The organism is Paenibacillus helianthi, from assembly GCF_001909055.1.
Taxonomy (GTDB): domain Bacteria; phylum Bacillota; class Bacilli; order Paenibacillales; family Paenibacillaceae; genus Paenibacillus_AQ; species Paenibacillus_AQ helianthi.
The window spans coordinates 74,149-87,834 of record NZ_LVWI01000035.1 but is presented as its reverse complement, the minus strand read 5'-3'; the positions used below and the strand labels follow the sequence as shown (position 1 = coordinate 87,834).

Below are 13,686 nucleotides of genomic sequence, written 5' to 3'. Positions count from 1 at the left end.
GCGTGCAAGGAGAGCCTTATCATAAGTAACGGCAAGATTTTGAGTTTTTCAGCAAAGATTTGACGATAGAAGAACCTTTGCAATAATCTACTAATTGCGTTAATAATCGAATATTATATTGGCAGATTAATAACGTAATGTCCAAAGTAAGGGGGAAGTACTATTGAATCAGTTTTTATGATAAGTTAATAATCCTCATGTATCGTCAAAAATCACAAGTGACGGCGAAAGATATTGTTGTGGGAATGGCTGCTAAGGTCTAAGGTCTAAGCTCTTATGCGGCTTTTTCGTCCAGTAGTACTTTACCCAATCATGGAAGCACGTGGTTCAACCTTGCATATACAAAGTGAAGCCGGAAAAAGCGATGCTGCATCGTCATCAGTGGAACTGATGGCTGGACAGTGTGCGGTGGTGCAGTGTAATTATGAGCATGGCCGTCAGTTCATCCGTTCCGTTCTGGGCGAGCCGTCTGGGCTTGGGATTCAGGCGCTATACCGCGGTGAGCGTCTGCGGCTGAACCGTTCTGAAATCGTGCAGCGTGTTGGGTGCTGCTTTTGGGATGACGGATTATATGAACGAATGAAGGTTGCCGATTATTTGACCTTTTGGGGACGGCTATACACCACTCGGATGCCGGCCAGTGAACTGTTGACGCTGGTGGGGCTTGAAGGCCATAAAGAAATTATTCCTTCACCAAATCAGAAGTTCATTGCGGTCGTAACATGTTCTAATAAAAGTGAATTCGTTCAAATTATGAATGTTGAAGAGGGAAGAATAAGTCCAGAGCTAGTAGAATCAGCAAGAGTCAAATATGGTACACAAAAAGGATTAGATACATGGATTCGCACAGATCATGAGAATTATAGCTATGCTAATCATTTTGTGTGGAAAGACAATGATACCCTAGAGTTTGAGGGCTCCCTTGCCTACCAGGATACTGAGATTATAGAAAATGTTAATGTAGCGTATCAGTTTAGTAAAAAACTAATAGAGATAAAGGGACTTCATTCCGTATCGGAATGAGGCAATACCCATACGCTGTACCCATTCGAGGGGGACTTTTGCAGATCCACAGCAAAAGTCCCTTCCATCGGTTCGGCAGGGCAGGTCTAGCCCGAATCCAATCTATAAGCAAAAATGTAAGCAATTAATTCGCATATTTTCGTATCTGATGAAAAAAATAACAATGATTTTCCGTAAAAATTCTTTTATAAAACTAACGTATGATGTAAGATGTATTCTAACCTTCTTTAATGCGGTGAACCGCAAAATCAGATGGAGAGAAAGGGCTGAAGCACATGAGCATTACAGAGAACGTGGCACTGGCGCAAGAGACCTTAAACCCCTTTGAAATTGTGCAAAAACAGATTGATGAAGCGGCTGCCTATTTGCAGCTTCCGCAGCATATTACCGATATTCTGAAAAAACCGAAACGTGTGCTGACCGTCAACTTTCCCGTCAAGATGGACGACGGCAGCGTGGTCGTCTTCGAAGGTTACCGTTCCCAGCACAACGATGCGATCGGTCCGGGAAAAGGGGGCATTCGTTTCCACCCTGACGTTACGCTGGACGAGGTCAAAGCATTGTCGATGTGGATGTCCTTCAAATGCGGCGTTGTGGGTCTGCCTTACGGCGGCGGCAAGGGCGGGGTTATCTGTGACCCGCACAAGCTGAGCAAAGTCGAGCTGGAACGCGTCAGCCGGGGCTATATGGAGGCTATCGCCGATTTCATCGGTCCCGATAAAGATATTCCAGCGCCGGATGTCTACACGACACCGGAGATTATGGGCTGGATGATGGATACATACAGCCGCCTGAAGGGCGTCAACACGCCGGGCGTCATCACAGGCAAACCGCTCATCCTCGGCGGCTCCAAAGGACGGAATGAAGCAACGGCACAAGGCTGCGTGTACACAGTGCTTGCTGCGCTTAAGGAGCTGGACGTATCTCCGGAAGGCGCAATAGTTGCGGTGCAGGGCTTCGGCAACGCCGGACGGATTGCGGCTAAACTGCTGGCCGAACAAGGTTGTAAGGTTGTTGCGGTCAGCGATTCGAGGGGCGGATTGTATCAGGCGGAGGGTCTTGACTTGCCGAGAGTCTTTGCGCTCAAAGACCATGCCAAGCTGGCTGACTACGGCGAGTCTTACGTGATTACTAACGAAGAGTTGCTGGAGCTGGATGTCGATATCCTTGTCCCCGCGGCACTGGAGAATGTGATTACCGGCGCCAATGCAGCCAACATCCGGGCCCGGATCATCGCCGAAGCGGCCAACGGCCCGACCACTCCGGAGGCGGACAAAATTTTGCAGGAAAATGGCGTGCTAGTCATTCCCGATATTCTGGCAAATGCAGGCGGCGTCACCGTATCGTATTTCGAATGGGTGCAAAATCTGGCCAACTACTACTGGACGGAAGAAGAGGTGCTGGAGCGTCTGTCGCAGCGGATGTACGCTTCCTATGATGCGGTCCGTGCCTTATCCCGTGAGCACGGTACCAATCTGCGCACCGCTGCTTTTATGATTTCCATTAAACGGATTAGCGAAGCGATGAGTGCCCGAGGCTGGATCTGATCCAGCATATTATGAAATGGAGGACACAATAACCATGACCCAACCTATTTCCATCGGCATCGTCGGCTACGGCAATCTCGGACGTGGCGTCAAGGCGGCAATCCGGCAAAATCCTGATCTTCGGCTGGAAGCGATTTTTACGCGCCGCGATCCCCACGCGTTAGAGACGGGCACACAGATGGTGTCCATTAACGATATTGAGGCTTATCGGGGAAAAATTGATGTGCTGATCCTATGCGGCGGCTCCGCAACCGATCTGCCGGAACAGGGCCCGGCTCTGGCGAAGCTGTTCCATACGGTTGACAGCTTCGATACCCATGCGCGAATTCCAGAGTATTATGCGGAAGTGGATGCCAGCTCCAAGGCGGCGGGGACTGTCAGCGTCATTTCTACCGGCTGGGACCCGGGACTGTTCTCACTGAACCGTCTGCTGGCAGAAGCCGTGCTGCCGGAAGGCAGCGAGTTCACCTTCTGGGGCAAAGGCGTAAGCCAGGGTCATTCCGACGCCATCCGCCGTGTTCCCGGAGTCAAGAACGGCATCCAGTACACTATTCCGCGTGAAGAAGCGGTGGCGCGCGTACGCAGTGGGGAGAACCCGGTGCTGGCTACCCGCGACAAGCATCTGCGCGAGTGTTATGTAGTGGCTGAGGAAGGCGCAGACCGCGAGGCGATTGCGGAGACGATCCGCAGCATGCCGAATTATTTTGCCGATTATGAGACTGTGGTTCATTTCGTGAGCGAAGAGACGCTGGCTGCCGAACATGGCGCAATGCCGCATGGCGGCCATGTTATCCGAAGCGGGCGGACCGGGGAGGGGAATACGCAGATCGTCGAGTTCAGTCTGAAGCTGGACAGCAATCCCGAATTTACCGCCAGCGTGCTCGTCGCCTATGCCCGCGCGGCCTACCGTCTGGCGCAAAAGGGAGAGTCCGGCGCGCACACCGTCTTCGATATCCCGTTCGGCCTGCTCTCGCCGAAATCGCCGGAGCAGCTCCGCAAGGAACTGCTGTAACGTTAGTGGAGATCCTAGTGGAAGAAAGAAGTTCGTGCAGGAAAAATCGCAGAATCAGCAGGATGTGCATGAGCTAAAAATGAGGAAGCTTAAGCTAGGTGTAGCTTGAGCTTCTTCTTTTTTTGTTGCCGCAAAGTTTTATTATACAGAAAGCAGCACAACGGCGAAGAGCTGGAGTGTGATGAGGAGTTATCATATCGCATTAAATGTCTGGAAGACGATATCCCGTATATGGGATTTTTCCATGATATCTACTCGTGTGAAGACCCCTTTGAGTATGAGGGCCTGCACGAAGTATAGGCAAAGTCGTCGTTACAAGAGCAGAGCACAGCACAGGTTAACGGCCTTACGTTCCGCTCTTATTTGCATTCACTCATTCTTTTGCGCCTTCTCATATTCCAACTCGGGTCAGCTTGGAAAAGTCGGACGGCTTCACTTTTAACCCTTTGCAGAGGTCGATAATCAAGACTATTGATTTTAAAATTCAGATACGTGGTTGTAATATTCGGAAAAAACTTTTAGTTTAACCTATATATCTTTAATAATATAGATTGTTGGAAAATCTATTAATAAATATAATAGTAGCAAATATAGTTAGCCAGGAAGGGAAGCTTATTATGATTCCATTAGACGACGTAGACAAATGCTACCCATTAATAAATGAGCGAGCACAACGTTTTTTGAGCGAGCAAGAACTGAAGCAATATCGCTCCCTCCCACAAAACGAGGTTGAACACCAGCTTAAACTGTTGCTGGAAAGTCCGATTGCCCACTTTACCGTTGTAAATGAAGTCTACTTCAGAGCGCGTTGGGCAGAGGTTTTTGAAGCGCTGCAGTTGGGAGATGACCTGACATTATTGGAGGTGGCTTCCGGCGATGCAGATATGGTTCCCCAGGTCATGGCACGAACCCATCCAAACAGTACGTACATAACGGCCAATATGAATAAAAGCCTCACCACCAGTTTGCTGCAGAAAACGCTGGGCCTTCCCCTGCATATGAAAGTCATAGAGGAAGATGCAGCTTATCTCGAAAAACATCTGCCTTCCGGGTCAGTGGATCTTATCGTTTTTCAGCATGCGGTCAATGATATCATCCAGGCGATTTTGTGCGGACAGGCTGGAATCGACACCATCCATACGGATTGGATGGAAACTTTGCCGGCCATGATCAAACTTCTTCAGCAGGAGGTTGCCTCAGGTACACTCGAAGTTCATGCCATGCAGCCTTTTATCACCTTGATCCACACTTTATTGAAATCTCTGCGGACAAATGGCATTATCGCTATGAATCATTATATGTTCCAATTGGACCTTGACTGGGGCTACCCGGTAGATTTGTTTGAGAATATCATCCCCCTGACCAGACGCTGGTTGAACGGGATTCAGGGCTGCGAAGAGATTTTTATTCCCGGTTTTGACCGGCAATGGTGGATCTTTTTGCAAAAAAGATAAGGATGCTCCACAATAGTAAGAACAGCCCCTGGAGATTTTTCCTGGGGCTATAATTTTGCTGTAAAAAAGGACCAAACGGTAAGGGGGATTGGCTTTAGGTCACGAATATGATATATGTACCAAAAATTGCTTGAGCCGGTTTTAAGCATATTGGCAGGATAGCACATTCAACAGAAGGATAAGCAGGATATATAATGGAATTATTATATTGCGATACTTAACAAAAAACGTACAGTTCTTGCAAAGCGATGTCATGAAAATATTCCTATAATTTTATTAGAGAGGAGGTGCATAGTGGATAATCTTAATGCCTTTGAGAGTGTAGTGGAATACTTGGAGAATATTATACCGACTTCAGATGAGGTTGATTATAGTGTTATTTCTAAAATTGCAGGTTGCCCTGCTCCATTATTTCAGCGTATTTTCACATATATTTCAGGAATTTCAATTAATGAGTACTTAAGGCGGCGGCGATTAACCCTAGCGGGTCATGATTTAAGAAATAGCAGTGAAAAAATCATCGACATAGCTACAAAATATGGTTTCAATTCTCACGCTTCTTTTACAAGAGCTTTCAGGGAGCATCACAATGTTTCTCCCTCTAGTGTTAGGAAGGACAGAGAGAAACTTAGTGATCATCCACGCACCTCCTTTACAAACATTAGAATTGTAGGAGGTAAACGAATTATGGCAGAGCTAAAAAAAATCGAGTATGCACAATTTGGAAGTCGAAAAATTGTGGGCATGATGAAAATGACCTCATTTCAAAAAGCAGGAGAAGAATGCTGGGGTTCAGCAATCAAGGAAGGCGTTTTTGATAAAATACAACAAGAAGTTGGAAAGTGGATTTGCAAAGATATTGATGACTATATTGGACTTGGGCATATGAGTAAATTTGAAGGGAAAGATAATTTTCAATATATCATTGGTAAATATGTAGAACTTGATGCACCTGTTCCAGAAAATATGTATGCAGCAGATATACCCGCTGGAACGGTTGCTAAGATATGGATTGAAGCCGACTACCTTAACGATATTATTGATAGTGCATACTTAATTTGTTCCGAAGCAATCGAGAAAACAGGATACAAAATTGACTTTGGAAATTTTTATTGGTGTGATGTCTATACATATGACCGATACTGCACACCGCTGGAAAAGGGACAGAAGATTATTCTTGATTATTTGTTGCCTGTTATCAAAGATGAATAGCTGAATACCGTTCAGCTGACGGAGACGACAGTCGAGGAAAATGAAAGAGGGCCATCCCACAATGGATGGCCTTTAAATTTTCCGTTACCGATAGTGCGGAGAACCGTACCACAAGAGGGACAATATGTTAATGCAAGTCTTAAGTATTACCTTCTTGTGGTAATATAAGTAAGTCAGAATGTATTCTGAATTTCGGGAATTAAAGAGTCAACTTGAATATGAGCCATTAATGGATTGGAGTGGTTTAAGTGAATCAATTTCTTCAGATGGGAGCAAATACAACCTTAAGTGCCGCAAAAGGTAATATTACGATTAGTCACGAAATTTCTACTTTAATAGATATTTCATTAACAGCATTCCTTTTAACGGATTCCGACAAGGTACAAGGAGATAGCGGGGTCATCTTTTATAATCAACCAACAAGTTCCACAGGTGTAGCTACTCTTTTACCATCCGAGAAAGTGGGCCATACAAAAGTTCATAAAATTAATTTCGACATGGGTAAAGTCCCTCAAGGTATCACAAAAATAGCTATAACTCTGACAGAGGATCACAGCACGGGATTTTCGAATGTAAAGAATTTAACAGCCGAGATATGTACCGAAAATACGATTATTCAGTTATCACCATCCAGTTTCACGCACGAAAATGGAATCGTAGTTTTGGAATTATATCTAAGAGATGGTCAGACGAAGGCAAAATCAATCTGGCGCGGATTTGATTCCGGGCTTGAAGGGTTATGTAAAAACTATGGTGTTGAGGTTGAAGCTGATGAGCCAGACAAGCATTCCGAACCTCAGACAATTCAAAATCATACCTCAAAAGAGCCTGATTCGAAGTTATCAATAAGCCTTGAAAAGGTAAAGGGTAAGATAAATCTCGATAAAGGGCAAAAACCGGTTATTATTGATAAAACACCAGAAATCACGGCTACTGTATCTTGGAAGACTGGGACGGATTATGATATATATGCTTTAGTCTACACAAAGGATGGAAAGCAGATTGATGTAGCTATGTTTGGTGCGGAGGGGACACCTCCTCTCAAAAGTTTTGGTAACGGGACTGTGGAACATATGGGCGATGTCGGGAGAAGCAGCAAAGCAATGAAGACAGAGGTTATAAAATTAAGATTAAAAGATGATATTCTTGCAGTTGTTCCTGTGGTTTATTCAGCTCAGTCCAATGGAACCGGTTCATTCTACAGATATAAGGTGTCCATGAGTATAGATAATCATAATGGAACGTCCGTTACGATATCCGCCAAGAATGCCAATAATAATGATAAGATTTATACCTGTGTACCCGGAATACTTCATAATACGCCAGACGGCGTTATTATAAGCCCATTGGAGCTTTACAGTAGACCGAATTCGGAGTTTAGGCCTATTCTCAGGATGGGACCTTCAAATAGGGTAGAAGTTATAATGGATCAAGGGCCCTTAAATGATTATAAATAGTTTGTCGTAGTCTGAGTAAGGAAATGAAAAAAGCTCAAGCAGACAAGTGGCTTGGGCTTTTTTCATTAGGTTATTGCTTCTAGTACTGCCTAGTTGAATAAAGAATGGATTTTATTCTCTTGTCGTGCTAAACACTAATGAAATTGTCGTACCGGTCCCCAATTGGCTCTCTATTTCAATCTGTCCCCGGTGTTGGATCACAAGCTGCTTGGAAATTGCCATACCGAGTCCAGTACCTTGGATTAATTCATCCGTATTGGTACCGCGATAGTAGCGCTCGAATAGCAGTTCCTTCGTTTTTTTATCTATGCCTACCCCGTTATCTTGTATCTGGATTACAAATTGCGAAACGTTATTCTTAACTATAGAAACGTTGATCCATGTACCTTCAGGATTGTGGAGGGCAGCATTTGCAAGCAGATTCTCCAGAGCGCGTCTGAAGTATCTGGCATCTATCGGATAGGTAATCGGTGCTTCCGAAGCCTTATAATGAATCGGAACATTGGCGAATTGAGGATGCTGTTTCCACTTTTGTATGGTTTGATCGATGAATTCATTCATGTCTGTCGGGATGAATTCAAACGCAAAGGCATCGTTTTTCAACCGGTAGGTTAAAGTTAAATCGTTGATCATTTCATCCATATAAGTGGATTTCTCACGCATAATGGCTGCAAATTCACGGATTTCTGCTTGTGACCATTCATACGTTCTCGATTCCATGAGATGTGCATACCCCATTATGGAAGACAGCGGTGTCTTCAAATCATGCGACACACCTGCAATCCAGTCTTCTCTTGTGATCTCCAGCTGCTTACGAATATGCTCGTTCTTCTGTAATGTCTCTGTTAAGTGAGCTAAGGATTCTATCAATTCGGCATGTACGCGGAATCTTTCTTTTAAATGTCCAGACTGCTTACGGCTAAGAGGCATCCCATTGGAGTTAGGACTGGTCGGTTCACGTAATTCGCCCTTGGCCAAAGAGTGAAGCCAATCAATCATATGCAGAATAGGTGTCCCAAACCGGTGACCGTACCAAAGAGCAAGAAGCAGGAAGAGAATAAGAATCATCACAAGCAAAGCAGCAGATCTCCAGAAGAATACAGTAATATCTTCCTTATACGTATCGCCATTGACCCATGAAGCCACCGTTGTAGACAGAGGAGCATGAATGACCCAGGTGCTGCCTGCCGCAGAATCATAAACCGTAAATGATTGCATGCCATAACGTTCCGGATATTGGTTACGCAGCATCAAATCCTGAAGGCTATAATGATCTGGCGCTTCGCCCCTTTGTCCGTAACCTCCTAGTACCTTCCCATTCCCATCGAGCAGCTCGATCCAGCCATGGATATCATTAAGCTGCTGCTTGAAGCTCTCGTTCACTTCAATCTTGCCCGCTCTCCATGTCACTTGCTGCAGCAAGTTTTTTTTGAGCATGGCAATATCATTCTTCACTCCGTATAAGAGGGTATAGGTTTGTCCATCCAGCTCTTGAATCCATGCATATAGTCCGTAAGGGAAATCCTTCTCCGCTTTCCAATAGCTCATCAGCTCACCAGGAGTGTAACGTTCTGGTACATCAGCTGGAGTATGGTAAGCGGCAATAGTCTCTCCAGCCTTATCTATAACCTGTAGCCAGCCCCCCTGCTCGCGTACCTCGGCAAGAAGTTTCGGATCAAATTGTATTTTACCGTCATGATGGGTAATAGAGTCTGTGAGCACAGGCAAACTGGGCTGAATGGAGTCCAGTTGTTGATCAAGCCGCTCCAGCTTTACAATGCTTAAAGTAAATGTACCTAAAAATAGAACAAATAGTAGGACGCCGATAAACAGCAATTGCCTAATATATTGAAGGATAAACCTTTTCTTGATGTTCATCGCATTAATTCTCAGATTCACGAACAAGTTTGTAACCTAGGCCACGTGCAGTAATCAAATATACTGGCTCACTGGGATTGGGTTCAATGCGCTCGCGGATACGATGGATATGAACCATGACTGTATTGTCATCACTAAGACTTTGCTCGCCCCAAACTTGCTCGTACAGTTGTTTTTTACTGAATACCCGGTTGGGGCTTTGGCAAAAAAACAAGAGGAGCTGAAAGACCTGAGCCGGACAATCGACGGTGACATCATTCACGCGAAGCTCTCCAGCATATTCGTCCACTTGAAATGTTCTGTAAGTGTATATCCGGTTCATAGTGGGAACATCGGCAGTTTTGAGATACCGGCGCAGCTGTGCCCGGACACGCGCAATCACTTCTAGCGGATTGAACGGCTTCGTAATGTAATCATCGCCCCCAACGGCAAAACCGGTCAATTTATCAAAATCGCCTATCCGAGCCGTTAAGAACAGGATAGGGGCATCCGTTGTTTGCCGAATCCATGGACAGATCTCGAAGCCGTTTTGCTTCGGCAGCATAACATCAAGCAGGATGAGGTCATACTTGGTGGTTTGGCAGGCTAGTAAGGCCTGTTCGCCTGTTGTGGCCGTATCGACGAGTGGAAATCCCTCTTTATTTAACACGGTTTTCAATAGTTTTAGAATGGACGATTCATCATCCACAATTAGAATCTTTGATTGATTCATCGCTTCCTTATCTCCCTATTACAAAACTTGGTATCCATTTAAATATATCATTCATTTTGTTTCAGCAGCACAATATAAATCTTAACGGAACCTTAACTTTTCAATCTCCTGATTAATACAATCATAAGGTTTCGTTTCGCAGGTGTTAAACTTCATCGCATACACTTATCCGTGAAACCCATATAAAGGAGAGAAAACGGATGAACAATATCATTAGCAAAAGAAATCTGATGCTGCTTAGCCTCGCTGGCATACTGACTGTGGGCTCACTCGCAGCCTCGGCGTCGGCTGAGTCCGCCAAGCCTGAGGTTGTATCAGCAAACTCTGTCTCGAAAGGAGCAGTAGCTGCTGCTTCTTTCCGGCCGGACGAACTTTTAAAACTGCTGCAGCAAGAGAAATATGAACGTATTTATGGACAACTCGGGGCCGAATTCAAGAAGCAATTCTCGTTAAAGGATTTCAAGAAACAAGTCAACCTCAACCACAAGAACGTCACATCCTATAAACTGGTTAGTCATTTTCTTATAAACAATACCAGCTACTATGCTTGGAAGGACCCTAAAGGAAAAAAAACGATACAAGCTTTGTTTGACAGAAACAACAAGATAGAGGGCCTGATATTTAATACGATGCAGCAGTATCCTGAGACGGATGCGAAGCGTACTCAAACGACTTTTGAACTTCCTTTTCAAGGGAAATGGTTTGTCTATTGGGGGGGCACGAATGAGCTCATTAATTATCATTACGGGGCTGAGCAGCAGCGGTATGCGTATGATCTCATCGTGGTGAACAATGGGTTCAGCTATAAAGGCGACGCCACCAAAAATGAAAGCTACTTTGCTTTCGGAAAACCTATTCTGGCTGCCGCAGCGGGCAAAGTTGTGAAAATCGTCAATGACATCCAAGACAATAAGCCTGTCGGTAAGGAGAATACGGAGCAGATTGCCGGGAACCATGTCATTATCGATCATGGCAATGGAGAGTTCAGCTACTACGCTCATCTGCAAAAGGGATCGGTCAGCGTCAAAACCGGCGACGTAGTCAAGGCCGGAGATACGCTGGGTAAGTGCGGTAACTCGGGTAATTCCAGCGAACCACATCTTCATTTCGAGGTTGCCAACAGCGCGGAACTGTACACTACAAAGTCACTGCGCGTTCACTGGAAGGACGCCGATGATTATGAGCAAGGTGCCTATATATTAGCGCCCTAACCGGACTTCAGTACCGAAGAGTAGAAGATGATTCAATAATTTCAAATGTTAAAGGACGGCAGAGATGCCGTTCTTTTGGTGCGCCCAGCCATGAGGCAGTAGTAAATCATAAGTAACGGCCATTTTTTTAGCGTCTTCACATACCATATCCAGTCGGTTCTTTAATAGGTATATCTATCATGTGAAATGTGAATTTATGTCGAATCATGTTGAAAAAGGTGCCGGTAATTATCTCGTAATCGCTATATGAGCGCTTGGTTTCCTGTATAATTTACGAATATGCAGATAGTTGAAGCTGCTGATTCCTGATCGCAACCAATCCCTCACGAAAGAGAGCAGTGACATGAAATCCATCGCTTGGGTAACCGACAGCACCAGCACAATTGACTCTGAATTCGCCATAAATAACCATGTATATATTGTTCCTCTCCGTCTAATTGTCAATAATGAATGTTATAAAGAAAATATCGAAATCACCGCCGACCAGTTCTATGATAAAATGCGCCAGAATGACAAGGTTGGCAGTTCCCAGCCGCCGATCGGTGAGTTCGTAGAGTTATACGAGCGCCTGAAGGAAGAGTATGACGAAATTATTGCGATCCATTGTTCCTCCGAGCTTAGTGGTACTTTCCATACCTCTATACAGGCAGCGGATATCGCTGGAGTTACCGTAATTGGCATTGATTCCAAGGTAGGCGCTTACCCGATCCGTGAGATGATTCTGCGCGGCGTTCACTGGCAGCAGGCAGGTTGCTCTGCGCTGGAGATCAAGAGCAGAATCGAAAATATCATTGAAGAGATGTCTTTCTATCTGATCCCTGCCAGTCTCAGCCAGCTGCACCGCAGCGGTCGACTCTCTGGCTCTCAGCTTGTACTGGGCCAGCTGATGCGGATTCATCTGCTGCTGAAGTTCGATGAAGGCAAAGTTGTCGTTGTGGACAAAATCCGCACCTTCAAGAAGACGAAGCAAAAGTTGCTGGAGACACTCCACAAGGATATCTGGCGGATCCAGGATATTTGCATTATGCATGCCAACAATATGGAAGAGGCGCTGAGCCTGGAGTCGGCCATCAAGGATATGTCGCCTTCTGTGCGTACAGAAATCATGACTTTTGTTCCGGTAGTAGGTGTTCATATGGGCGAGGGAACGCTCGCGCTTTCATGGATTAATAATACAGCCCTTAACAGTATCACTGTTCAGGATAAAGTACTGGAGCCTATGCTTTGGGATTGAGTCCCGCTCGGCCAAATTGCTTGCATACAAAAAACCAGCAGGTCCCGGAGTGGGTCTGCTGGTTTTTTGCGAACCATGGGAGTCCAAATTAATCTCTTCGCCAGGTCATAAAAAATGCTGTTCTGGAATCAGAGGTAAAAATAGTCTATCATAAATGCTGATGAACATAGGTTTGAAAGCTGATAACAGATAGTACAAGGAGATTAGATGAATAATTCGATCAATATTCTCGTGGCCGAGGACGACAGTGACATCAGCCGGCTGCTGTGCAGCATTATTAGAAAAAGCGGTTACGTGCCACAGCCTGCCTTCTCCGGAACAGAGGCACTGCTCTATCTGGAGCAACGACAATGGAGCATGGTACTGCTCGATCTGATGCTGCCGGGAATGACGGGCGAGGAGCTGCTTAAATGGATCCGCGTGCGGGGTGGTGTACCAGTTATCATCATTTCGGCCAAGGGTGAGCAGCAGACCAAGGTATCAGCTCTGCGCGGAGGGGCGGATGACTTCATTACGAAGCCTTTCGATATCGAGGAAGTATCGGCGCGCATCGATTCCCATCTGCGCCGGTATGCGCAGATCGCTCCTCCGGCTGTGCCGAGCGTATTGCAGCATAAGGGATTGGTACTCGACCACGATTCCAAAACGGTTACGGCAGAGGGGGCGGAGGTTGCGCTGACCGTCCGGGAGTACGAGATTGTCGCATTGTTTTTATCGGCACCGAAAAAGGTATTCACGAAAGCCAATCTATATGAAAGCGTATGGGATGAGCCATACCACGGAGACGATAATACGGTCAATGTCCATATGAGCAATTTGCGGAGTAAACTGGCGAAGGCTGCGCCTGGCAGCGAATTTATCGAGACGGTATGGGGCATGGGCTATCGGCTGAAGCCTTAAGACATTCTTAAGAATTGGCTTTAGCCCCTCTTAAGTTTTCGTTTCT

Annotated in this window: 11 protein-coding genes; 9 read left to right on the top strand and 2 right to left on the bottom strand. The window is 45.6% G+C overall.

The window, feature by feature from the left end; genetic code table 11:
- Positions 1 to 312: 312 nt before the first annotated feature.
- From A3844_RS33100 to A3844_RS10985, 6 genes are all read left to right on the top strand, one after another.
- Positions 313 to 1,023, top strand: a complete 711-nt coding sequence (locus tag A3844_RS33100; protein WP_208619416.1) for a hypothetical protein — start codon at positions 313 to 315, stop codon at positions 1,021 to 1,023.
- Between the two features lie 275 nt (positions 1,024 to 1,298).
- Complete coding sequence (locus tag A3844_RS11010) at positions 1,299 to 2,570, top strand: Glu/Leu/Phe/Val family dehydrogenase (protein ID WP_074107417.1); 1,272 nt, start codon at positions 1,299 to 1,301, stop codon at positions 2,568 to 2,570.
- A gap of 34 nt (positions 2,571 to 2,604) precedes the next feature.
- Positions 2,605 to 3,582 carry a diaminopimelate dehydrogenase gene (locus tag A3844_RS11005; RefSeq protein WP_074107416.1) on the top strand — a complete coding sequence of 326 codons (978 nt, stop codon included), beginning with the start codon at positions 2,605 to 2,607 and terminating at the stop codon, positions 3,580 to 3,582.
- A 680-nt stretch (positions 3,583 to 4,262) separates the two neighbouring features.
- A complete protein-coding gene (locus tag A3844_RS10995) occupies positions 4,263 to 5,036 on the top strand; it encodes a hypothetical protein (RefSeq protein ID WP_143192413.1) in 774 nt (257 codons plus the stop codon).
- 294 nt (positions 5,037 to 5,330) lie between these two features.
- Positions 5,331 to 6,248, top strand: coding sequence for a helix-turn-helix domain-containing protein (locus A3844_RS10990; protein WP_074107414.1), 918 nt, complete (start codon positions 5,331 to 5,333; stop codon positions 6,246 to 6,248).
- Positions 6,249 to 6,496: 248 nt separating this feature from the next.
- Positions 6,497 to 7,705, top strand: a complete 1,209-nt coding sequence (locus A3844_RS10985; protein ID WP_074107413.1) for a TerD family protein — start codon at positions 6,497 to 6,499, stop codon at positions 7,703 to 7,705.
- Positions 7,706 to 7,816: 111 nt separating this feature from the next.
- Here A3844_RS10985 and A3844_RS10980 read toward each other — a convergent pair whose 3' ends face one another.
- Together A3844_RS10980 and A3844_RS10975 are read right to left on the bottom strand one after the other, a co-directional pair.
- Positions 7,817 to 9,604 carry a sensor histidine kinase gene (locus tag A3844_RS10980; RefSeq protein ID WP_167374667.1) on the bottom strand — a complete coding sequence of 596 codons (1,788 nt, stop codon included), beginning with the start codon at positions 9,602 to 9,604 and terminating at the stop codon, positions 7,817 to 7,819.
- Entirely contained in the window at positions 9,588 to 10,295 is a 708-nt protein-coding gene (locus tag A3844_RS10975; protein WP_074085946.1) for a response regulator transcription factor, read from the bottom strand. Before A3844_RS10975 ends, A3844_RS10980 begins: the two co-directional genes overlap by 17 nt.
- Positions 10,296 to 10,495: 200 nt before the next feature.
- Here A3844_RS10975 and A3844_RS10970 point away from each other — a divergent pair, with 200 nt between their 5' ends.
- The 3 genes from A3844_RS10970 (at position 10,496) to A3844_RS10960 (ending at position 13,640) form a co-directional block, all read left to right on the top strand.
- Positions 10,496 to 11,506, top strand: a complete 1,011-nt coding sequence (locus A3844_RS10970; RefSeq protein ID WP_083606806.1) for a M23 family metallopeptidase — start codon at positions 10,496 to 10,498, stop codon at positions 11,504 to 11,506.
- 343 nt (positions 11,507 to 11,849) lie between these two features.
- A complete protein-coding gene (locus tag A3844_RS10965; RefSeq protein WP_074085945.1) occupies positions 11,850 to 12,740 on the top strand; it encodes a DegV family protein in 891 nt (296 codons plus the stop codon).
- 207 nt (positions 12,741 to 12,947) lie between these two features.
- Positions 12,948 to 13,640 (top strand): response regulator transcription factor, encoded by a 693-nt coding sequence (locus tag A3844_RS10960; protein ID WP_074107411.1) that lies wholly within the window; start codon positions 12,948 to 12,950, stop codon positions 13,638 to 13,640.
- Positions 13,641 to 13,686 lie beyond the last annotated feature (46 nt).